The 21,939-nt window shown below is 56.8% G+C and carries 24 protein-coding genes; 5 read left to right on the top strand and 19 right to left on the bottom strand.

Annotation, left to right across the window (positions count from 1 at the left end):
• From QJ48_RS05385 to QJ48_RS05405, 6 genes are all read right to left on the bottom strand, one after another.
• On the bottom strand, positions 1–1,147 hold a 1,147-nt coding region (locus tag QJ48_RS05385), incomplete at its 3' end, for an ABC-F family ATP-binding cassette domain-containing protein (RefSeq protein WP_157261526.1).
• A 99-nt stretch (positions 1,148–1,246) separates the two neighbouring features.
• Positions 1,247–1,390 (bottom strand): hypothetical protein, encoded by a 144-nt coding sequence (locus tag QJ48_RS38020; RefSeq protein WP_010500226.1) that lies wholly within the window; start codon positions 1,388–1,390, stop codon positions 1,247–1,249.
• Between the two features lie 185 nt (positions 1,391–1,575).
• Complete coding sequence (locus tag QJ48_RS05390) at positions 1,576–2,250, bottom strand: YceI family protein (protein ID WP_054972620.1); 675 nt, start codon at positions 2,248–2,250, stop codon at positions 1,576–1,578.
• Between the two features lie 350 nt (positions 2,251–2,600).
• Positions 2,601–3,185: a YdeI family protein gene (locus QJ48_RS05395; RefSeq protein WP_054972621.1), complete on the bottom strand. Its 585-nt coding sequence runs from the start codon at positions 3,183–3,185 to the stop codon at positions 2,601–2,603.
• Between the two features lie 60 nt (positions 3,186–3,245).
• Positions 3,246–4,085, bottom strand: coding sequence for a 1,4-dihydroxy-6-naphthoate synthase (locus QJ48_RS05400; protein ID WP_054972622.1), 840 nt, complete (start codon positions 4,083–4,085; stop codon positions 3,246–3,248).
• Entirely contained in the window at positions 4,082–4,762 is a 681-nt protein-coding gene (locus tag QJ48_RS05405; RefSeq protein WP_054972623.1) for a futalosine hydrolase, read from the bottom strand. The genes QJ48_RS05400 and QJ48_RS05405 overlap by 4 nt, the downstream gene beginning before the upstream one ends.
• Before the next feature lie 306 nt (positions 4,763–5,068).
• Between QJ48_RS05405 and QJ48_RS05415 the strand changes: the two genes are divergently transcribed.
• The 3 genes from QJ48_RS05415 to QJ48_RS05425 all read left to right on the top strand — a co-directional run bounded on the left by QJ48_RS05415 (position 5,069) and on the right by QJ48_RS05425 (position 8,081).
• The gene (locus tag QJ48_RS05415; RefSeq protein ID WP_193394402.1) at positions 5,069–5,920 is read left to right on the top strand and encodes an AraC family transcriptional regulator; all 852 of its coding nucleotides are present in this window, start codon (positions 5,069–5,071) and stop codon (positions 5,918–5,920) included.
• 70 nt (positions 5,921–5,990) lie between these two features.
• A complete protein-coding gene (locus QJ48_RS05420; protein WP_054972625.1) occupies positions 5,991–6,995 on the top strand; it encodes an ABC transporter substrate-binding protein in 1,005 nt (334 codons plus the stop codon).
• A gap of 36 nt (positions 6,996–7,031) precedes the next feature.
• Positions 7,032–8,081, top strand: a complete 1,050-nt coding sequence (locus QJ48_RS05425) for an NAD(P)/FAD-dependent oxidoreductase (protein ID WP_054972626.1) — start codon at positions 7,032–7,034, stop codon at positions 8,079–8,081.
• A 132-nt stretch (positions 8,082–8,213) separates the two neighbouring features.
• On the opposite strand, the gene QJ48_RS05430 is transcribed toward QJ48_RS05425, so the two are convergent.
• The gene (locus QJ48_RS05430) at positions 8,214–9,572 is read right to left on the bottom strand and encodes a sodium-dependent transporter (protein ID WP_054972627.1); all 1,359 of its coding nucleotides are present in this window, start codon (positions 9,570–9,572) and stop codon (positions 8,214–8,216) included.
• Between the two features lie 242 nt (positions 9,573–9,814).
• Here QJ48_RS05430 and QJ48_RS05435 point away from each other — a divergent pair, with 242 nt between their 5' ends.
• Both QJ48_RS05435 and QJ48_RS05440 read left to right on the top strand, forming a co-directional pair.
• On the top strand, positions 9,815–10,042 hold the full coding sequence (locus QJ48_RS05435; RefSeq protein WP_054972628.1) for a PspC domain-containing protein: 228 nt from the start codon (positions 9,815–9,817) through the stop codon (positions 10,040–10,042).
• A gap of 54 nt (positions 10,043–10,096) precedes the next feature.
• Positions 10,097–10,681 (top strand): PspA/IM30 family protein, encoded by a 585-nt coding sequence (locus QJ48_RS05440; protein ID WP_082420359.1) that lies wholly within the window; start codon positions 10,097–10,099, stop codon positions 10,679–10,681.
• 52 nt (positions 10,682–10,733) lie between these two features.
• Here the strand turns inward: QJ48_RS05440 and QJ48_RS05445 are convergent, their stop codons facing one another.
• From QJ48_RS05445 to QJ48_RS05500, 12 genes are all read right to left on the bottom strand, one after another.
• A complete protein-coding gene (locus QJ48_RS05445; protein WP_054972630.1) occupies positions 10,734–11,372 on the bottom strand; it encodes a TVP38/TMEM64 family protein in 639 nt (212 codons plus the stop codon).
• Positions 11,373–11,420: 48 nt separating this feature from the next.
• On the bottom strand, positions 11,421–11,735 hold the full coding sequence (locus tag QJ48_RS05450) for an MGMT family protein (protein WP_054972631.1): 315 nt from the start codon (positions 11,733–11,735) through the stop codon (positions 11,421–11,423).
• 12 nt (positions 11,736–11,747) lie between these two features.
• Positions 11,748–12,335: a DNA-3-methyladenine glycosylase gene (locus tag QJ48_RS05455; protein WP_054972632.1), complete on the bottom strand. Its 588-nt coding sequence runs from the start codon at positions 12,333–12,335 to the stop codon at positions 11,748–11,750.
• A gap of 245 nt (positions 12,336–12,580) precedes the next feature.
• Positions 12,581–13,528 carry an aminopeptidase gene (locus QJ48_RS05460; protein WP_054972633.1) on the bottom strand — a complete coding sequence of 316 codons (948 nt, stop codon included), beginning with the start codon at positions 13,526–13,528 and terminating at the stop codon, positions 12,581–12,583.
• A 37-nt stretch (positions 13,529–13,565) separates the two neighbouring features.
• Positions 13,566–14,246, bottom strand: coding sequence for an AroM family protein (locus QJ48_RS05465; RefSeq protein ID WP_054972634.1), 681 nt, complete (start codon positions 14,244–14,246; stop codon positions 13,566–13,568).
• A gap of 36 nt (positions 14,247–14,282) precedes the next feature.
• Entirely contained in the window at positions 14,283–15,230 is a 948-nt protein-coding gene (locus QJ48_RS05470; protein WP_054972635.1) for a DUF1177 domain-containing protein, read from the bottom strand.
• Positions 15,231–15,324: 94 nt separating this feature from the next.
• Positions 15,325–16,113, bottom strand: coding sequence for an IclR family transcriptional regulator (locus tag QJ48_RS05475; protein WP_054972636.1), 789 nt, complete (start codon positions 16,111–16,113; stop codon positions 15,325–15,327).
• Positions 16,114–16,159: 46 nt separating this feature from the next.
• Positions 16,160–17,125 (bottom strand): ABC transporter ATP-binding protein, encoded by a 966-nt coding sequence (locus QJ48_RS05480; protein WP_054972637.1) that lies wholly within the window; start codon positions 17,123–17,125, stop codon positions 16,160–16,162.
• Positions 17,122–18,099 (bottom strand): ABC transporter ATP-binding protein, encoded by a 978-nt coding sequence (locus QJ48_RS05485; RefSeq protein ID WP_054972638.1) that lies wholly within the window; start codon positions 18,097–18,099, stop codon positions 17,122–17,124. Before QJ48_RS05485 ends, QJ48_RS05480 begins: the two co-directional genes overlap by 4 nt.
• Positions 18,100–18,132: 33 nt before the next feature.
• Entirely contained in the window at positions 18,133–19,392 is a 1,260-nt protein-coding gene (locus tag QJ48_RS05490; protein WP_054972639.1) for a M20 family metallopeptidase, read from the bottom strand.
• Positions 19,393–19,421: 29 nt separating this feature from the next.
• Positions 19,422–21,011 (bottom strand): ABC transporter substrate-binding protein, encoded by a 1,590-nt coding sequence (locus QJ48_RS05495; RefSeq protein WP_054972640.1) that lies wholly within the window; start codon positions 21,009–21,011, stop codon positions 19,422–19,424.
• Between the two features lie 44 nt (positions 21,012–21,055).
• The gene (locus QJ48_RS05500) at positions 21,056–21,934 is read right to left on the bottom strand and encodes an ABC transporter permease (RefSeq protein ID WP_054972656.1); all 879 of its coding nucleotides are present in this window, start codon (positions 21,932–21,934) and stop codon (positions 21,056–21,058) included.
• Between the last annotated feature and the right edge of the window lie 5 nt (positions 21,935–21,939).

Here is a 21,939-nt window from a genome sequence, read left to right on the forward strand (position 1 = left end):
CGAGGATGAGCTTGAACAAGGTTGATTTCCCCGACCCGTTCTTCCCTATAAGCATAACCTTGTCTCCATAAGCCAGCGCTCCGTCGACCGCGTCCAGCAGCTTCCGGTTCCCGTAGCTTTTGCCGATGCCTTCCAGCGTCACAACCTTGCGGCCCGAGCGGTCCGCCTGCGTCAGCCCGAAATCGGCGCTTTTCGCCTCCAACACCGGCCGTTTCAGCTTCTCCATCCGGTCCAGCGCTTTTTGCATCGAAGCCGCCCGCCGGAAAAACTTCTCGTTGCCGCCGATCCGTCCCCATGCCTCCAGCTGCTTGATCGTCTCCGTCATCTTCTTGATCTTCTTCTGCTGCTCCTGATAGTCGGCGAACTGCTGAAGCAGCCGCGTCTCCTTTTCCTTCATATAGCCGGTATAGTTAGTGAAGTACGACTCCGATTCACCATCCTCCAGCTCGACGATCTTCGTCACGACCCGGTCCAGAAAATACCGGTCGTGCGAGACGACCAGGCACGAACCGTCGTATTGGGTTAAATAGTCTTCCAGCCATTCGACCCCGTGCAGGTCAAGGTGGTTCGTCGGTTCGTCCAGCAGCAGGAGCTCAGGCTTCCGAATCAGCTGCGAGGCCAGATTGATGCGGGTCTTCTCTCCTCCCGACAGCGTGGCGTACGTCTGGGTATAGCGGCCGCGGTCAATCCGCAGGCCGTCGGCGACCCGCTCGATGACGGCATCCAGCTCGTAGCCGCCCTCGCGCTCGAACTTCTCCTGCAGCGCCGCGTACTGCTCCAGCCAGCCGGCCAGCCGATCCGGGCCGTCAGAGACGCCCGGCTCCGACATGAGCTTCTCCAGCTGTGTCATCTTCAAACGGCATTCCAGCAGCTCCTGATGGCCAAGTGCCAGCACGTCATAGACGGTCCGGCCTTCGAACTCCGCCGGAATTTGCGTCAAATAGCCGATTCGGGTTCCTTTCCGAACAGTAAGCTGTCCGGCATCGGGACGAAGCCGCCCGGCGATCAATTGCAACAAAGTCGATTTGCCGCTGCCGTTGCGGCCGATGAGTCCGATGCGCTCGCCTTGCTGAATATCCAAGTTTACGTCTTCAAGAACAAGCTGTGCGCCATGGTACGCTTTTATATTTTGACAGTTAACGATCATCTTAAGGAGTCCTCCTTGTGTGATCCTAACCTTTGTATGCAACAAAAAGAGCCGCAGGAAAAAATCCCCACGGCTCTTCGGACTGGCATCCGTTTGCGGTTAAGGTAGGATTATTTTCGCGAATGGTGAAACCGTATAGGCATTTTTGGACAGACCTCTCCCGTTGACGGAAAAAGCATGCACAATGCCAGCCAAAAGCATCAGCAGCTGGCTAATACGGTTGTTCACCATCTCGTGATTCATCCTACCTCACCCCCTCTTGTTCAAGTTATTTACAACTTTACCATACCGGACGGGCGGTTGGCAAGCTTCACCAGCAGTCCTCGCCCGGATTAGCGTTGCGCTACAGCTGTACGGCTTCCCCGACCGCTCCGTTGTAGCTTCGTGTCCTGCAGCCAACGAACGCGCGATTGCGGTGTACGGGCAGTTTACTTTTTCAGGATGAGTCTTAATTGCACGGTCACGTTGTTCTCGGTGGAAACGACAACCGCATGAGGATTTTTCAAGCCGAAGTCTTCGAAGGTAACGACCGTGCTGCCTTCCATGCGGAGCGCGTCTTGGCTGTAAACCGCGTCGCTTTTGAACGTGACGTCCTTGGGTTTGCCATTCACGGTAAGCGTGCCGGTCATATCGAAGGAAACCTTCTCTCCCTCTTTCCACGTCTTAGGGAAGTTCTCGATTGACTTTAATGTAAATTTGGCTTCGGGGTTCGCTGCGGCGTTCAGGAACTTCTCCCCTTGGACATGCTCGTCCCTCTGCGAGTTGCCGGACGAGATCGATTTGAGGTCGAGCGCCGCCTCGGCTTTCATCTTGGACGGATCGGACGAATGGAGCGTCCAGCTTCCTTTCACCGCGCTGCCTTCGAAGTTCACGGTTTCCTTGGAGGTCGTGACCGAGAAGTATACTTTGGAATCCGGGCTGATATTCCATTGCCCGTCCAGCTTGCTTGCTTCAACGGCTCCTCCGGCGGCCGACGCCGAAGCGTTCGCAGGAATCACGTTCTGTACCGCCACATGGTTCCCGGCATAATAATCGTAAGCGGCATAGCCCCCTCCAACGATAACGACAGCACCTACGGCAAAAGCGACCAACTTCAGTTTCATAATAATTATTCCTCCTTCGTCATATTAGCTGCGCTGCAGCCTGTTTTCTTCATGGGCAGATTCGCCTGGCCCCCCGGCCCCCTCAGTCACACTACAATACGTAGTGTAATTGGCAATAAAAATCCCCGCACGCCTGATGCCAAAAAACATCGAGTCCCGCCTCTTCAGTATAGCATCATCGGCGCCGGTCACACTACACGTGGTAGTGTAATGGAGCGCGAATATCGCACCTACTCCGTTCTTGAAGCCTATCGTAACCGGCCTGCCTTAATTTTAACTGAAGCGAACATTAAAATAAGATTAAAAATTTTGCGAGACCCTCGGGAGCCGAAGGCCTCGCTTGTTTGCTTCTACGGGTAAATCTTCTCGCCGCGCTCCAGCATAGCCACGAATTGCTGAATTCGTTTAGCCCGTGTCTCCGCCTTTTTCGCACTGTGGACCCGGAACAAGACGGCGTACCGGTTCTGGCTGTCGAGCGTTTCGAAGAAAGCTTTGGCTTGCGGATTGCGGTCCAGCTCGCTTTGCAAATCGTCGGGCACGGTGGCGCGGCTTTGCGACTCGTACGCCTTGTCCCACTGCCCGTTCTGCTTCGCGGCTTCAATCGCCCGGAGGCCCGGGGGCTGCATCCGGCCGCTTGCGATCAGCGCTTCCGCTTTATCCTTGTTGATTTTGGACCAGATGCTCTTCGCCCCGCGCGGCGTAAACCGCTGAAGCCAGGTGTTCTCGTCGTAAGCTTCCTTCCGGCTGTCGATCCAGCCGTAGCACAAGGAGCTTTCCAGCGCCTCCTGATACGTTAACGTCACGACATCCGCTTGCTTCTTCGCCAGGCGCAGCCTTACTCCGGCCGATGCGGCATGATTCTGCTCCAGCCAAGCTTCCCAAGACGACGGGTCTGCAAATAATAGGATCGGCAGCTCGCTCTCTTTCTTGGACATGCGTCTCTCGCCTCCCGGGCCAGGTAGTTTATCCGTGCGTTGGTTGGTTCGCCCCGCGCCTCAGCGCAGCAGGGACAAGTCGAATGACGGAACCAACCCTTCCTTCGCCGCCCGGCCCAGCAGGGCCTCCACCGCGCCGTAGCCGCTTTCGCCCAGATTCGCCGTATACTCGTTCACGTACAGGTCGATATGCGCGCGGGCCACTTCCGGAGACAGTTCCTGCGCATGGCTCATCACGTAGTCTTGGGAGGCTTGAGGATGCTCCCACGCGTACTTGACCGAGGCGCGGGCCCATTCGGCGATCGCCGCGCGGTCCAGCGACCGGCGGGCGATGATCGCCCCCAGCGGAATGGGCAGGCCCGTGTCCGCCTCCCACCAGCTGCCTAGGTCGGACAGCAGGGTCAAGCCGTACGACGGGTACGTGAACCGGGCTTCATGGATGACCAGCCCGGCATCGATTTGACCGTCCCGCACCGCAGGCATAATCTCGTGAAACGGCATCACGACGATTTCACCCACGCCGCCCGGAACCTGCTGCGCCGCCCATAAGCGGAACAGCAAATACGCGGTCGAGCGATCGCTCGGCACCGCGACCCGCCGGCCGGCCAAAGCGGCAGGACCTTCGGCGCTGACCGCCGGATTGTTCGTGAGCACCAGCGGCCCGCAGCCTCGTCCGAGCGCGCCCCCGCAGGGCAGCAGCGCGTATTCGGACAGCACCCACGGCAGCGCAGCGAACGATATTTTGAGCACGTCCGGCCCCCCGGGCTCCGCCGCAAGCCGATTGGTAATATCGATATCCGCGTAGGTCACGTCAAGCTTCGGCGCCCCCGGCACCAGCCCGTGAACCCAAGCGTGAAACACAAACGTATCATTCGGGCAAGGAGAAAAAGCGATCTTCATCGTAGCACCTCCAGTAAAATTGCGCCCGCCGCTTCCAACGCGTCCAGCGCCTCTTTGATCCGCCAGGCTTCGCGATCGCGCGGGCCGACCGCATTCGAGATGGCGCGAAGCTCAAGCGCCGGTATCCCGCGGTCGCGGGCGGCTACCGCCACGCCGAAGCCTTCCATGGCCTCGGCCGCCGCCCCCGGCACCCGGTCCGCCAGCTCCGAGGCGGTCGCCGCCGTGCCGGTCACGGTGGACACCGTGAGCACCGGGCCCGTATGCGCCGGGAGCCCGGCTCTCTGCAGCGCCTCCGTCAATCGCGCAGCGAGAGAGGCATCGACCGCGATCCGGCTGGAGCCGAAGCCCAGCTCGTCCACACTGCGGAAGCCTTCGGGCGTCTCGGCGCCCAGATCGGCGGCGACGATCGCGTCGGCTACCACCAGCGAGCCGATCTCCGCCCGGCCGGGAAAGCCGCCGCCGATCCCGGCGCTGACGACCAGGCCGTACTCGGCCGCAGCCAACGCCTTCGCGGTGCTCACCGCCGCCGCGGCCGGGCCGACGCCTCCGGCCACGACGTCGAACCTGGCGTCGCCCCGCAGCCCGCGCAGCACGGCATCCCGCTCGGCCGGAACGGCCGTTATCACCAATACGCGCAGCCCCGTCTGTTCCCGGCTGGCGTTGTTTTCATGAGCCATCGTTACCTTCTCCTTCACGGCACCCTTTTTCCATCGGGCATTGTTTTCCGAAAACGACTGTCTTCCTTCTTTTTAACTTTAATACTTATGAGGAATGATGTAAACTTCCTGCCGCAGCCGCGCCGCAGGCCCGCTGGGAATATGATCCTTTTTGTTCGCCAATCGAAAATGAGATTGATTATCAATATCAATACAAGTATGATTAAGTTGTGTAACTTTACCAGGAGAAACGCGATCGCTCGTCCCAGCGGAGTGGAGCAGATGAGCCCATCGGGCAGCGGCACTTGATTGCAGGAGGTGTGTGAAATGAAGATGGACATCAACAAGCTTGCCGAGCATTTTGCGCGTACCTCTTTTCAAGTGGAACAAGTCTGTCGCTATGTGCGTGATCCGGGCCTGAGCTGCGATGACTATACGGAGCCTTTCCCAGGCTTTGTTTTCCCATTAAGAGGAAAGGCCGAGTTTGATTTCAGCGGAACGTCCTATACGCTTGCTCCGGGCCATGTCGTGCACGGCGGCGCCCGTATGCCACTGAATCGGAGGGTTCTCGGCAACGCCGGATGGGAGTACTTGCTTGTTTTATACCGGGTATGCGCGCCCGAGCCGTCCGGATTTTCCTTGTCTAAAGCGCATTTTCAGCTTACCCCGGGACAAAGCCCCCGTTTGACGGAGCTGCTTGAGCTTTTGTGGCGGTCTTCAGGTGAGCCGGGCGGGATTTCCGCCTTTCAGACAGAAACGTTGTTTCGCTGCGTCTTGGAGGAACTGTTTGTCTGTGTACGAAACCAGAGCAACGATGGCGAGCAAGCGTTATTCGAGCAAGTATCCAGGTACATACACGAGCATTATATGGACGGGCTTAGCGTACGTGCTTTGGCTGAACAAAATGACATCAATGAAAATCGCTTGTTCTATGTCTTCAAGAAGTACGCGGGCATGGGCCCCGGCAAGTATTTGATGGCCTATCGTCTGAATCGGGCGAAGGAATGCTTGCTGGCTAACGACGCGCCGATCGGCGAAGTGGCGAAAAGCGTCGGCTATACAGACGCATTATATTTCAGCCGTATCTTTAAAAAACAGGCGGGCGTCTCTCCGGCCGAGTTCCGGGGGCGATTCAGGAATAATCCATATGGATTTCAGGATGGCTCCATTCCTCTCTAAAATGCGTTTTGCTAAACTGACCGTAGCTTCGTTTTTCAAGCAAAACTCAAGTCACAACGGAGGAGTCAGAATGAAAGCACTTATGAGACTATTCGTCTCTATCGCACTTTTGGCGGGTATTTTAGCCGGTTGTTCCGAAACGCCGAAGCCTAACAACAGTTCAGCACCAAACAGCACAGCCCCGGCAAAAGAGGGAAGCGCCACTCCCGCAAAAGCCGATCAGGAAACGGGAAAATGGCCGAGAACGTATGTAGACGCTCTTGGTCGCGAGATCGTACTGGAAAAGAAGCCTGAGAAAGTAGCTCTTTTGTTCTTCCGCAATTTTGAGCATTTGTTTCTGCTGGATGAATCTCCTGCAGCGGCGACAGACCTGAATGTTCTGAAGGAATGGGAATCCCTCGCTCCATACAAAGACAAACCGATTGCCGATATCGGCTCCATGACGAGCCCCAATCTGGACAAGCTGCTGGAAATCGGCCCCGATCTCATCATCATGGTCTCGGGTCGGTACGGGAGCTATGGCGACAAGCTGGAGAAAATCGCCCCGGTTGTAACGGTGGACAGCAACGAAAATAATTGGCAAGGCGCGCTGCGGGAATACGGAAAAATCTTCGGCAAAGAGCAAAAGGCTGAGAATGAAATTACACGGATTGAAACCTTGATTGCCAATTCCAAAGAACAGTTGAAAAAATTCAGCGACAAAACCTTTGGTGTGATTATGCTGGGTGACAAGCAATTCTGGGGCTTTACCACACAGTTTGTTTTCAACAAGGAAAGCGGTCTTGCTTTAAACCCGCCAAGCAAATACGTAGCCATGTCGACAAAAGGGGAGCAGATCTCCCTGGAAGGGCTAGCAGCAATGAACCCCGATTATATGTTTGTTGCTGACATCGGAGGCTCGTCGAAAAAATTACAAGGCTATCTGAAAAACCTGGAAAGCGATTCTGCCTGGAACTCTCTTCAAGCCATTAAGAACGGGCATATGCACGCCCTGGACAGCTCGATTGCGGCGGGTGGGCCGTTGGGAATTGAGCTGGGGGTCAAAACGATCGTGAAACATATTTTGGAAAAATAGTGCGCGTCGCTAACTTAGCAAAGGAGCGGATCACGGATGAACAACGAGGAACTGTTTGACGTCACGATTATCGGCGGAGGGCCGGCCGGGCTGTTCGCATCTTTTTACAGCGGTCTAAGAGAAATGAAGACCAAGCTGATCGAATATCAGCCAAGACTGGGCGGGAAAGTCCATGTCTATCCGGAAAAAATGATTTGGGATGTCGGCGGTCTGACGCCAACGCTGGGTGAGAAGCTGATCGAGCAGCTCGTCCAGCAAGGGTTAACCTTCGATCCTACTGTGGTATTGAATCAAAAAGTAGAGCGGATTGAGCGTGGTGAGAACGGCGTATTCGTCCTGCATACTTCTGCAGGCGAGCAGCATTACACGAAAACCGTCATTCTTGCCATCGGCGGGGGAATTTTGGAGCCGCAAAGAATCGATTTGGAGGGCGCCGAGAAATTCGAGATATCCAACCTGAGCTATACCGTCAAATCACTGAGACGGTTTAAGGATAAAACCGTCATCATTTCTGGCGGAGGAAACTCGGCGGTTGACTGGGCAAACGAGCTGGAGCCGATCGCCAAGCAGGTGTATTTGACTTATCGCAAAGATACGCTCTCCGGGCATGAGGCACAGGTGAAGCAGCTGCTGAACAGCTCGGCCAAATGCTTCTTTAACACGACGATTACGAAGCTGATTGCGGCCTCCAACCAGGAGACGATTGAGCGGGTGGAACTGACCAACCATGAGACGGGCGAAGTACAGGAGCTGACCATTGACGAAGTGATTATCAATCACGGCTATGAACGGGACAGATCGTTGCTGGAAAATAGCCAGGTGAAGCTTGAGATGGCGAATGAATACTTCCTGGCCGGTCAGACAAACAGCGCTACATCCGAGCCGGGTATTTTTGCGGCGGGAGATATTATTTCGTACGAAGGGAAAGTGCATTTGATTGCCGGAGCGTTTCATGACGCGGCAAATGCAGTCAACCAGGCCAAGCTGTACATTCAGCCGGAAGCGCATGCAAGCGGAATGGTTTCTTCCCACAATGACATTTTTCAGAGCAGAAACCGTGAGTTGATTAAGCAATTGATAAAATAGTTTGTTGCTTATCTCGATTAGAACTACTGGTGTCGCGTTAAATCAGGTGGATATAAAAATGGCTGTCGAAAATTTGTCGACAGCCCGAGAAGGGCAGGAGCCCTTCTCTTTTTTTATCCCACTCTTCCCGTCCTAGAAGGACAAAATGCCGACGGAATACAGGAACACCAAAATGATCATAATCGGCGATACGACTCTCAGCAGGAACATCCAGGCGCGGTACCAGAAGCCGTTCAGGCCCGCTTCTTCCCCAGCCAATTTCCACGCATAGCCGGTAAACAACGTAACGACCAAGCCGCCAATCGGCATGAGCACATAAGACGTCATAAAATCGACCAAGTCAAAGATCGACTTTCCGCCGAGGGTGAAGGAGCCGAGCACGCCGCCAACCGAAAGGGCGGATGGAATGCCGACTACAAAGCATGCGATGGACACGATTACCGCCGCCTTCTTCCGGGTCCAACCCCAGCGGTTCATCGCATACGCAACCGGAACCTCCAGAATGGAGACGGCGGAAGTGAGCGCGGCGATCGCCAGCAGCAGGAAGAACAACCCTCCGAAGATTGCGCCAAACGGCATCTGGGCGAACGCGGCAGGAAGCGCCATGAACGCCAGCCCTACCCCTTCGCTAGGCTTCAAGCCGTAAGAGAAGACGGTCGGAAATATAACGATCCCGGCAATTAACGCATAAATCAGATCCCCGAAGCCGATCGCCAGCGTTGCGCTGCCGAGGGATTGCCTTTTATCAACATACGATCCGTACGTGATCATGATCCCCATCCCGAGCGATAAGGAGAAGAAAGCATGCCCTAAGGCAACGAGAGCGGACTCCGCGTCCAATTTGGAGAAATCCGGCTTCAAGAAAAACTCGACCCCTGCTCCGGCGCCGGGAAGCGTAAGCGAACGGACCATCAGCACCAGCAGGATGATCAGGAAGCCCGGGATCAAAATTTTATTGAACTTCTCGATCCCCCCGGAGACGCCCCTCGCAAGAACCCAGGCGCTGAGGATCATAACGACGGCTTGCCAGAACACAGGCCAATACCCGCCCGCAAACGTAAGGAACTTGTCCTTGTAATCGGCGCCTTGCTGGAATAGCATTCCTGTAAACGATTCCAAGGTATAATGCAGCGTCCACCCGGCAACGACGGCGTAGTAAGACATGACCAAAAAAGCGGTGAGGACGGATAGAAATCCGAAGTAACCCCATATCTTTTTGTTGGTCAGCTTGTAGAAAGCTAGCGAAGCGTTCGCCCGGCCGCCCCGGCCGATCGTCATCTCGGCCAGCAGCACCGGCAGCCCTACGATGATCAAGCAAACAATAAACAACAGAAAAAATGCGGCTCCCCCATGCTTGCCCGTAATATAAGGAAACTTCCACATGTTGCCGAGCCCCACCGAGCTCCCGATCGCGGCCAGAATGAAGCCGCTTGTCGTAAACCTTTCCCCCTTGGCTTTAGAAACGTTTTCGGAACCTTGATCGTTTTTCATATTCTACTCCCAACCTTATATAGGATAGCATTAGTATAAACAAAATACCGGCATTGTCTAAAGGTAAAATTTTACATTTATTCCGACTTAGGTAGAATGCCTTCCCCTCCTTAGGTCCAGTTCAAAAACCGCCACAGGTCGGTTTTCGCAAGAACGCAATCGGACTACAATAAAGACATGAAGCAAGCACAAAACAAATAACTAACGAAAATGAAGATATATATTTGAAAGGAGAATGTTTTATGAACAAAAAATTATTCCGCTCCCGCAGCAACAGCAGACTGACCGGCCTTTGCGGAGGCCTCGCGCAATATTTCGGTCTGGATGCAACGCTCGTCCGCCTGTTGGTCGTCATCGCCGCCTTCTGCAGCTTCGGCACTGTCACGCTGATCTATTTTGTTCTCAGTCTGCTTGTCCCGAAAGCGCCGTACGACGACTACGCGGTCATGAACCCTTATCATAACTACTAATCTATGTAAATCTATGTAAATCTACAAAATACGACAAAAGGAGCTAGAACATTCATGGGAGTTTTAACCAGACTATCTGATCTATCGAGAGCTGCCGCACACGAGGCGCTGGGCAAGCTGGAGGACCCGGTGATGATGCTGAACCATTACCTCCGCACCATGAAGGAAGAAATCGACGCGGTCCAGCGGACGCTGAACCAGCAATCTGGCACGGAACGGTCGTTGAAAATGCAAATCGACGCCTACAACCGGCTGGCTGCCCAATGCGAGAAAAATGCGGCCGAAGCGCTGGCCGCCGGCCGTGAAGCGGAAGCCCGCCAAGCCGTCGAAGCGAAGCTGCATTATCTGGACAAGTCGCTGGAATGCTCGGAGTGGTACGAAGCCGCCAAGCAGCGCTCGGAAGAGCTCTCGCAGCAGCTGGAGGAAACGAAAGCGGCCTACGCGGCCATGCAGGAGAAGCGTACGGAGCTTGTGGCCCGCGCTCAGAAAGCGGAAGCCCAAGTGAAGCCTTCGGCGCCCCGATTCCTGTACAGCTTCGAGGGCGGCGCAGCCGCGCGCGGCTTCGAGCGGATCGAGGAAAGAATTATGCAGTCGGAAGCGCTGGCTGAGCTTAACCGCCGGCCTGCCGCTCAGGGGTAAGTTTTGTCTATAGAACAAAAAGAGAGGGCCTCCCATTCGGCGCCTCTCTTTTTTATGCCTTCCGGTCGCTTGGAACCGGTTCCTTGCTTCGCTTCCATTGCCGGTAGACCAATAGCGTGACCGCGAGGAAGCCCCCGTAAATTCCAATGGTAAGCCATACCGCTCCCGGTTCCGTCATCAACGTATTGCCCACGAAGGCGAACAAGAGCATCGCCGGGATTTTGCCCAGCGCGGACGCCACGGCATACGCCGTAAAGGAAACGCGGCTTAAAGCGGAATACACATTGATGATAATGGACGGAATGAAAGGAATGAGCCGGGCGAAAAGGATGGTCAGAAAGGCGTTCCGCTCGAACAGAACGGTCAGCTTGCCAAGACGCTCGTAGCGGTACAGCATTCGCTGGCCCCATTCCTGATACCCGTAACGGACAAATACAAACATCAGCAGCGAAGCCGCCGTCGAACCCGCCCATGTGATCGCCGCACCGAGCACCGGCCCGAATGCCGCGCCGATGACCCCGCCGACTACCGGGTAGGGAAGGACCGGAAACAAGGCCATGGCCGTCGCCGCAAGGATGACCAGAGCAATATGGCTGGAGGATTGAAACCACGCCACGATCTCTTCGCCGTACCTGTAGATAAGATAAGCTGCTGCGGCGTAGAGGAGGGCTAAGCTTATTTTTTTGAACATGAACCTACTCCCGGGAATGGCATGATGATGATCTGTGCCGCAGAGCTGTTACTCGCCGCTCGGAATGAAGCGCCACCGATCCAAATCCAGTTGTCCGTTGTCGGCGACCTCAACGCCTTCACCCCGCAGGTACAGCATTTGGAGTATGCGGCCGTCCTCTTGCTGGATTCCAATTTCCCCCCGGGCGTTGACCACCCGGTGCCAGGGCAGTCCGTGCTTGCCGCTTGACGAATGCAGAATGCGCACGACCTGTCTGGCCCCTCTCGGACTTCCGGCAAGCCCGGCGATCTGACCGTAGGTCATCACATGTCCTTCCGGGATCCCTTGAATGATCTTGATGACCCGCTGCGTAAATGGGTTCATACGCTACCTCCTCTACTTCGAGACAAAGCGGTTGCCGCCGATCCAGAAGCGCCATGGATAATCGCGGGCTTCGCCGCTGTTCGCTATTCCGATCCGGGTACCGGTCTCCATCGGCCCGAACGATTTTCCTTCGGCGATATAGAGCGGAGACCCGAAGAGAGGTCTTCCGTAATCGTCCATCGTAATGCCAAGCGCTTTCGTCAGCTTCCCCGGGCCGCTCGTCAGCTCCTGCTCCTTCTTGTCCCGGCCGCGGCGTTCGGACATAAGCTCTATTCCCGTGTATGGCTCGACTGCCCGAATTAACACCGCCTCCGGATGGTCGACCGGCCCGCTGACTACATTGACGAGACAATGCGTATGCATCACATAGGTATAGGCGTAGCCGGGCGGGCCGAACATGACTTCCGTTCGGGGCGTCCTCCGGTTGCCGAAGCTGTGCGCCGCCCGGTCCCCCGGGCCGATGTAGGCCTCGGTCTCGACAATCCAGCCCGATGCCGTACCGGCTTCGGTCTCCTTCACAAGCAGCATGCCGAGCAAGGAACGGGCCAGCTCCAGCGTCGGCTGTTGAAAAAACGAAGCGGTCACAGGTTGAAATAACATAACATGCACCTCACATCATGGAATCAACCGGCCGTTTTCTCCTTAAAGACAAATTTTAAATGGAAATGGCTCCTGGAAGCAAGTTTGGGCTGAAGCCGAGGCCTATCGCCGAGCGGCAAGCCGCTCACACTCGTCACAGCCAATTCCCTTCACAGCCTTGTCATGAACAGAAAAACGCCGTTAAGGAAAGGAACATACCGTGTCCCCCCCTTAACGGCGCTTCGGTTTAGAGCAGACCCATTGGATTAAACCAGCAGCCTGCCTTTGTCTAAAATAAGCACGTCGTCGATATAAACGTCTGGCCGGTTCACGACCAGATCGATATGGACTCCGGCTTCGACGGTTCCGCCGAACGTATGGTTGCTGCCGAAGGCGACGTGGATCGTGCCGTACACCTTCTCGTCTTCCAGCACGACGCCGGTAATTCTGGCCTTGTCGTTGGTGCCGATGCCGAACTCGCCGAGGAGCCGGCCATGGCCGTCGCCGAGCTTCCGAAGCAGCTCCGCGGCAGCTTCTCCCTGCGCATCGGTGAGGCGCCCGTTGTCCACCATGATCGTCACCGGGCTATGAAGCTTGCCGATGTCCGCAATCGAGCCGTCGACCACGAGTTGTCCCGAAGCGGTCCCTTCCACCGGGGCGATATAGCCTTCTCCGGACGGCAAATTCCCGGACTCTCCCGGATTCACATAGACGCCGGTGCTCGGAATGCCGCTGCGTCCTTCGATGGAGAAGGTCAGCACCTTGCCGTCCTTCTCGATCCGTACTCGCTTGCCACGGCTGAGGAGGTCGGTCACCTGCTCGGTGACCTGTTGGACTTTATCGTAATCGGCGGCTATCGCGCCTTCCAGGAACATATCCCGGGTGATGCCCGGCATTGTTGCCAATCGGGCCCCTTGCGCGACCGCCTCTTTGCGCGCTTTCGTATGGGTGAGGGAATGCTCGGTCGCACAGATGACGACATCGGCCCGCTTCATCGCCTCGCTAACCGGCGACGGCGGCTCTTGTCCCGACTTCTCCCGCTCCTTCATCACCATCAGCATCGCCTCGGCGCCGAGCTGCTTCCCCGCCTCGTATAACGCTTCGCCGATGTCTTTCTTCCGGTCGTCGGCGACCACCAGCAGCTTCTCGTGCGGCTTGAGCCCGAGACAGCTTTGCAGCAGGCCGCAGCTTACTTTGATCAAAGACGTATCCATAGCCTAACTTCCTATCTTGCAAATTTGACTTGCCTTTTCAGATCATCTCCGAAATTACCTTGGCCATCAGCGCATTAGATAAAATCACGGGCAGCCCCGTATGCCTGGCGACAAACGCCCTCATCGCTTCCGTATATCCCATACAATCGAGCAGCACGATGTCCGCCTGGTCCTTCAGCTGCGCGCATGCGGCAAGCGCCTGCTTTTCCCTGAAATCGTACGGCGAAGCGGCCGCGATGAACGGATCAAGCCCGTGATGCCTCCATTTCTCCGCCAAGGCCTCCTGCTGCTCGGCCAAAGGAACGAGAACGCCGAACCGGATGCCGCGAACCATGGCGGCGACGATCGGAGCAAGCAGCTCGTCAGGCTCCAACAGACGGGCTTCCTTCGTCGTCAATCCGTCGAATACCCCCGTGCAGAGAACAAGGATCTGCCGGCAGCCTACCTCTTCGAGCCAATCGATCTTTTGCTGGAGCAGCGGCGCGATTTTTTCCCTTGCCATCACGACGGCGTCCCCGTTGGCCAGCCGCGAGGTCAGCACATAGTGTTTCGGGCCCGGAGACAGCGAGGCGGCGATCTCTTGCTTCGTCATCCCGTCCAGCACCCCGACCTGAAGCAATTCAACCCGATTCCCCAAATGCCGTTCCAAAATCGGCGTCACATCCAGACGGGGCGCTTGCCCGATGGTAACGGTACCCAATTTCTTCACTTCAGCCATCTCCGTTTCTGCGGCGTATCCGCTCCGGACCGGGGTTCAGGCGTTGACGGACGTGCCGCCCATCGTCTGAAGAACCTTCATCGAGCCGTAAAGCTGCTGAATTTTCGCAAACTCGTCCTTGCTGTAGAAAGAGCAGGTGCCGTTCGTGACTTCCTTCGCCGTCTCAACGGCGAATTTCACTGCGGCGGCGATATCTACCTCGTGGCTTGCCCCCGTGCCGCAGCCCGGAACGGTCGATTGCGCGGTGATCGCCAGACCGACCACCGGCGCATTCGTGGCAACCGCAGGCTGGAGGATGCTATTGATATGGTACAAATCGTTGCCGTAAGGCGTAATGTCCTGCATCGTAATCGGGAAAGTAACCGGGTGCTGACCGGTCGTCATCTCCATAATGCGCAGCAAGTCGTCGCTGATCCGCAAAATATAACCTTCCTTCACCGTCGGCGAAATGGTGATGCCTTTATGGTTGATGACCCGGTTACCCTTTGTCGTATCGATGGACAGGATCGCTTCCATTTCCGGCACGACCTCATATTGATTCATGGTCAGTATATCGACGGGAGAGTCCATAAAATCGACCGGCTCATGCGGCCGGGTCGGCGCATCCGGGCAGATGTGAGTCGTGACGATTACGTCGCCCCGGAGATGATCGCCCTTCCGCTTCATGTCCGCCAGCTTCAGCGCGCTGGCTACCGCAGCCACGGCGCCATCCGCATCGGACACGATGCCGATCCGGGGCGGGCGGGCGCCGATGCCGCCGAGGCGTCCGATAATTCCGAAGGTCGGCGCGGACCCGCCGTTCCGCTTCCCATTCGTGCCTGGAATTACGATTTTGACAAAATCGGTCGAGCCCTTCTCGCCCTGTACCGTTTGGACGGAGACCTCTACCTCCGGATAGGCTGCGAACAGCTCTTTGATGTGATGCCCGTTGACATAGGCGCTATCCATCGTTTCGTAAACAAGCAGCGTTTGCTGTAAAGACATGGTGTCATTCCCCTCTCCTCTTCAAAAACTTGCGTTTTTCCGAACGATCGGCAGCCGATCGGCGATCAGCGGGCGGGAATGCTTACATTCCTTGTCAGGATATCGGATGACGCCGGCCGGCAACCGACGAAATGCTCAGCTTGTGCAAGCACGCTTCAATCTCGTCGCGCTTTCTGCGCATCATATCCAGCACCTCCGACACTTTCGCTTCCGGCATCCGGTACTCCGGTCCGGCGAGCGTAAGCGACGCCACGATTTCGTGCCGTTTGTTAAAAATCGGAAGTGCAATCCCGAACGTCGCGTCGGAGTATTCTCCGACGGAGTAAGCCCAGCCCGCCTTGCGTATCGCCGCCAAATCCTCCATCAGCCTCTCCGGATCGATGACCGTCTTGCCGGTTTTGGGCTTCAAACCCTTGTCGATGATCGTCTCCTGATCGGCCTTCGGCAAATACGCCATAATGACCTTGTTGGAGGCTCCCGCATAGAGCGGCGTCCGGTCTCCGACCGCGGACATGGCATATTTGATGCGTTGCGGACTTTCCGCGATCTCCACGCAGATGCCTTCATGATCGTCCAGCCAGGTGAGAAAAACAGACTCTCCCGTTTCCTCGGACAATGTATGCATAACGGGCAGGATCACATCGGAAATACGGAGGTTATCCCTGATAATCGAACCGTATTCCCACAGCTTCGTTCCCAGCTCGTACTTTTTCGTTTCGTCGTTTTGAATCAGGAATCCGCGGGACTCGAAGGTCGTCAAGATGCGGTGAACGATCGAGTGGCTCATGTCCATCTCTTTCGCCAATTCCCGCACGCCCCATGACGGCGTTTCTCTTGTAAAATATTCCAAAAGCTCCAGCGCATTATCTAATGTTTTCAGCATGACCTTTTGCCCCCAAACCCAAAATTGCCCATCACTTTTAAATTTATCATGAATACAAGTGACAAGCCACGCTCCGCCCGGGAGAGACTTCCTTCCATTCGGGCGGGACGCTCCCGCATTCGGGCTTGGCTACCGGGCACCGGGTATGGAACGCACACCCGGCCGGGGGATTTTGCGGATTCGGCACATCGCCGGTCAAAATAATTCGCTCCCGCTTCGTTTCGGGATCGGGCACGGGCAGGGCCGACATCAGCGCCTGCGTGTAAGGATGCAGCGGCTTGTCGTACAGCTCTTGGGTCGGCGCCAGCTCCACCATGCGGCCCAGGTACATCACCCCGACCCGGTCGCTGATGAACTTCACGACGGACAGATCGTGGGAAATAAACATGTACGTGAGCGAAAATTGCTCCTGCAGCTCCTGCATCAGATTGAGCACCTGGGCCCGGATGGACACGTCCAGCGCGGACACCGGCTCGTCGCATACGATGAATTTCGGCTTCAGCGCAAGCGCGCGGGCAATCCCGATCCGCTGTCGCTGCCCGCCGGAAAACTCGTGCGGGTAACGGTGGGCATGGTACGAGGACAGTCCCACGACTTCCATCAGCTCCGCTACGCGGCGTTTCAGCTCGTTCTCGGACAGCTTCTCGTGCGTGCGGAGCGGCTCCTCCAACGTCTGCTGTACCGTCCACCGCGGATCAAGCGATGCGTACGGGTCTTGGAACACGATTTGCATCTTCGTGCGGAACTTGCGCATTTCCTCCGGGGACAGCTTGCGCACGTCGGTTCCTTCGAAGAAAATGTCGCCTTCGGTCGGCTCGATGAGACGCAGAATGGAACGGCCCGTTGTCGATTTGCCGCAGCCGGATTCCCCGACGATCGCCAGCGTCTCGCCTTTTTCGATGGCCAGGCTGACGCCGTCCACCGCTTTGACGACGCCGACCTGCTTGGAAAACAAGCCTTTGCGGATCGGATAATGCTTCTTCAGATTGCGAATCTCCAGCAATGCGCTCATAATAGTCCCTCCTGAACGAGCAAGCAGCGGCATTTGTGCCCGGCCTCGACCTCTTGCAGCTGCGGAGGCACGGTATCGCATGCATCCGTCCGGAAAGCGCAGCGGGGAGCGAACCGGCACCCCTTGGGCATCTCCGCCGGATTCGGCACGCTGCCGGGAATCGGCTCCAGACGGTGCTGCTCGCCCGCTAGCTGCGGCAAGGAAGCCAGCAGTCCCCGGGTGTACGGATGCTTCGGCTGCCGGAACAGCGTCTTCACATCGGTTTCCTCGACCACCTGCCCGGCATACATCACCACGACCCGCTGACATGTCTCCGCCACGACGCCGAGGTCGTGGGTAATAAGCAGCACGGCCGTCCCCTGCGCTTCCTGCAGCTCGCGCATCAGGTCCAGAATTTGCGCTTGAATCGTCACGTCGAGCGCGGTCGTCGGCTCGTCGGCGATCAGCACCTCGGGGCCGCATGCCATCGCCATGGCGATCATGACCCGCTGCCGCATCCCTCCCGAGAGCTGATGCGGGTATTCCATGGCAATCTGCTCGGGACGGGGAATGCCTACCTTGGTCAGCATCTCGACTGCCTTGCTCCAGGCTTCCTTCTTGCTCACCTTCATATGGAAGCGGACTGTCTCTGCAATTTGCGAACCGATCTTGAACACCGGGTTGAGCGAAGTCATCGGCTCTTGAAAAATCATCGCCATCTTGTTGCCGCGAATTTTCCGCAGCTCCGCGGCGGACAGGGAGAGCAGGCTTGTGCCGTTATACCGGATGTCTCCGCCGGCAATCCGGCTGACCCCCTTGGGAAGCAGCCCCATGATCGACATGGAGGTGACGCTTTTGCCGCAGCCCGATTCACCGACGACCCCCAAGGTCTCCCCCTTGTGCAGCACCAGATCGACCCCGTCGACCGCCCTTACCACGCCGGAACGGGTGACGAACTCCGTTTGCAGTCCCTGAACCTCTAGTAAAGCGTTCATTGCCCCGTCCTCCTTTCCTGGGTGGCTTTACTGTTAGCTGCCGTCGGTCGTACCCAAATATTTAAGCGCGGTCAGCGCATACACTTTGGCCGCTTGAACGACTTGCCAAACCGGCGCGCGCTCGTTGAAGTTATGGATCGTGGACAGCTCCGCCGGCCCGTACTGCAGCACCGGAATCCCGTGGTTGCGGAAGTGGCGGGCATCGCTCGACGCCCATTGCAGCACGCCGTAAGCTTCCTTCCCGCTAACATCGGTGATGCTTTCGACCAAGTAACGCACGATCTCCTCCGTCGAAGGCGTCCAGTTCGCATTGCCCCGGAAGCCGATCGGCTTCAGCTCTGCCTCGATTCCGACTTCAAGCAGCAGACGCTTCGCCTCGTTCAATACATCACGGTAGTCGATGCCGAACGGCACGCGCGAATCGACTTCGATCGTGCAGCGGTCCGCGACCACGTTCGCTTTCGTCCCGCCGTGAATCGTTCCGATATTGACCGTTACGTGATCGTAAACGGCGCTGACATCGGTCTTCTCCCGCTCGCGGACATAGTTCTTCGAAATCTCGATAATGTCGCGCATCTCTTGGGGAATGTTCGGCTTCATGTCCGTCAGCCGCTGCAGTACTTCGATCGCTTTGGCCGCCTTGACGATGGCGCTATCGCCCTTGAACGGCGACAAGCTTCCGTGCCCCGGCGTGCCCTCGACCGTAAATTCGAACCAACTGCTGCCTTTTTGACCAATGGTCGGATGCTCCGGCGAGGACGGCTCGGCGATGACCGCCGCCGTCCCCGTAATCAAGCCCCGCTCCAGCACCCACGGCACGCCGAAGTGTCCTCCGGTTTCCTCGTCCGGCACGATAAACAAGGACAGTTCCCCTGCCAGCGGCACGCCGAGCCGTTTCAGCAGCGCGGTGACGAAGATTAGTCCGCCAAGACCGCATTTCATGTCCGAAGCGCCACGGCCGAGAATGTAGCCGTCCTTCACCTCCCCGGCAAAGGGAGGGAAATCCCAGCGGGACAAGTCGCCCGCCGGTACGACATCGGTGTGCCCGCAGAAGAGCAAATGCTTGTCGCTCTTCGTCCCTACGGTGGACAGCAGATTGAACATATGCTGCTCCGACTCGTGCGCGGCCGTCTCGATTCCGGCTTCCTTCAAGTAGTCGGTAATGAACTTGCTGATATCGCGGGTATCGCCCGGCGGATTTTCGCTTGGAAATTGAATCAATTTACAGCACAAATCTATAAGCTCGTCCTGACGTTTATCGATTTCTTCCAGTAGGGTCTTTTTCCAATCCATCGCACAGCCTTCCCTTCTCCTTGGAACTGTTACTGCCCCTTGCTCATCGGATAGAAGCGGAGAATTTCATCCGGGTAGTACACGTAACCCTTCAGGTTCTTGTTCATCCCCACAATGCGGTTGTATTCGTACAGGTACAGCCAAGGCGCGTCCGCGGTAATCAGCTCCTGCGCTTGCTTGTACATCTCGTTGCGCTTTGCTTGATCCGGTTCGTTGTTGGCTTTCTCCCACAGCTCGTCGACCTTCGCGTTCTTGTAGTTTCCGTAGTTCGAGGTGCCTTTTCCGTACAGCAGGAAGCCCAGATGGTAGCTCGGATCGTTGACGAAAGACGTCCATTTGGAGATATAAGCCGTCAGGTTGCGCTCTCTTTGCATTTGCAGGAATTGGGCGCGCGCGACCTTTTGAATGTTCATCGTGACGCCGATTTTGGCGAATTCGGCCTGCATCAGGACGGCGTCGTCCTCCCAGTCCTGGAAGCCCGAACCGAGCGTGAGATCGAAGCTGAGCCCGTTCTCGTAGCCGACTTCTTTCAGCAGTTGCTTCGCTTTGTCCAAATCATGCTTATAGATAAATCCGGAATCGGAGTACCCCGGCGTATTGCTCGGGACCGCACTCTTCAACTGCTTGGCCTGATCGTACATGACGTCGTGCACCAATTGGTCGTAAGGAACCGCATAAGCGAGCGCTTGTCTGACCTTCACGTTATCGAACGGCTTCTTGGTCGTATTGAGCGCAAAATACAGAATCCGGTTGCTCGCGTCGGACTTGACCGTCAGGTTGGCGTTGTTCTTCAGATCCGTGACGTCCTTCGGAGGAATCTCGATCGCCAAGTCGACATCGCCTTTGCCGAGCAGCATGACGCGGTTCGAAGCTTCCTTCAAAAACTTCATCGTCACTTTGTCGACCTGAGGAGCGCCTTGCCAGTAGTTTTTGTTGGCCGTCATCACGGCTTCCGAGGCCGGGTCCCATTTCTCAATGGTGAACGGACCGGAGCCGGCCGCATTTTTGGTCAAGAAGTCGTTGCCCTTCTCTTTGATCACTTTCTCATCCAGAACGGAGAAGTTGTACAGTGCCAGCATTTGCAGGAATGTATGGTTTTCTTTTTCCAGCTGAATGCTGATCGTTTGCGCGTCTTTCACGGTGTAAGCTTTAATGCCGGACAATTGGTAGAGGAAGCTGCCCGCTTTGGAGTTTTTCAGATGGTCGAGCGAAAAGGCGACCGAATCCGCCGTTACCGGATTCCCGCTCTGAAACTTGGCGTTCTCTTGCAGCTTGAAGGTGTAAGTCAGCTTATCGTCGGATACGGTCCAGCTTTTGGCCAGCATCGGCTTGATCTCGTCGGTCTTCGCCACCTGCCCGCCGTCCACGGTTTTGACCCCGTACGTCACCAATTGGTCGTAAGCGGCGACGACCAGCGTGTCGGAGGTCAGGTCGCTCGCTTCGGCCGGGTCCATCGTCGTGCCGCCGTCCGAATAGGCAATCGTAATGATTTTGTCCTTCTTGCTTTGGTCCGGCGCAGCGGAAGCGTCCGGCTTTTGGTTCGCATTCGGGCTGCAGCCCACGGCCGTCAAGAGCAATGCGCTTGCGGCAAGTCCGGCTAACCATTGGTGCTTCTTCATGTGTTCTTCCCCCTCAAAGTTGTCAGATGGCCCAGCATATCAAGTTACTTGCTCGAACGAAGCCGCGGGTCCAGAACATCGCGCAGACCGTCGCCAAGCAGATTGAAACCGAGAATCGAGGTGGCGATGGCTAGTCCCGGAAAAGTAACGATCCACCAATCGCCGGAAATAATGTAGCCGCGGCCTTCGGAGATCATGGCGCCCCATTCCGCTGTCGGCGGCTTGACCCCAAGCCCGAGGAAGTTCAGGCTGGCCGCCGTCAGAATCGCGAAGCCCATGCCAAGCGTCACCCGCACCATAAGCGGAGCCAAGGCGTTGGGAAAAATGTGCCGGAACAAGATGACGGAGTCTTTCAGACCGATGGCCCGCCCCGCTTCGACGAACTCTTTCTCCCGCAGCGAAATCGTCTGCCCGTGCATCAGCCGCGCGAATTCGGGGACGCCCACGATACCGACCGCAATCATCGCGCTGGTCAGTCCCGGCCCCATGGAAGCGGCGATCGCCATCGCCAGCACCAGGGAAGGAAATGCGAGCAGCATGTCCATGATCCGCATGATGATATTGCCGAGCATCCCGCCATAATAGGCGGCGATCCCGCCGAGCGGAACACCGATGCAGAAGGAAATGCCGACGGCAATCAGGCCGGACCAGATCGTAATTTGCGCTCCGTAGAGCACCCGGCTGAGAATGTCCCGGCCGAAATTGTCCGTCCCGAACCAATGCGCCGCGCTCGGGGCCTGAAGCTTGACCGCCGTATTCGTCTCGTTCGGCCCGTATGGAGCGATGGCCGGTGCGAGCAGAGCCAAGACGGACCAGATGACAATAAACGCAAGACCGATCACGGCCAGCCGGTTGCGAAGCAGCAGCCTGAGCGTCGCCGCCGCCTTGCTGCCTTCCCGCGTCTTCGCCTTGGCAGCCGGAATGGAAG

The sequence above is a fragment of the Paenibacillus sp. A3 genome (genome assembly GCF_001399685.1).
GTDB lineage: Bacteria > Bacillota > Bacilli > Paenibacillales > NBRC-103111 > Paenibacillus_G.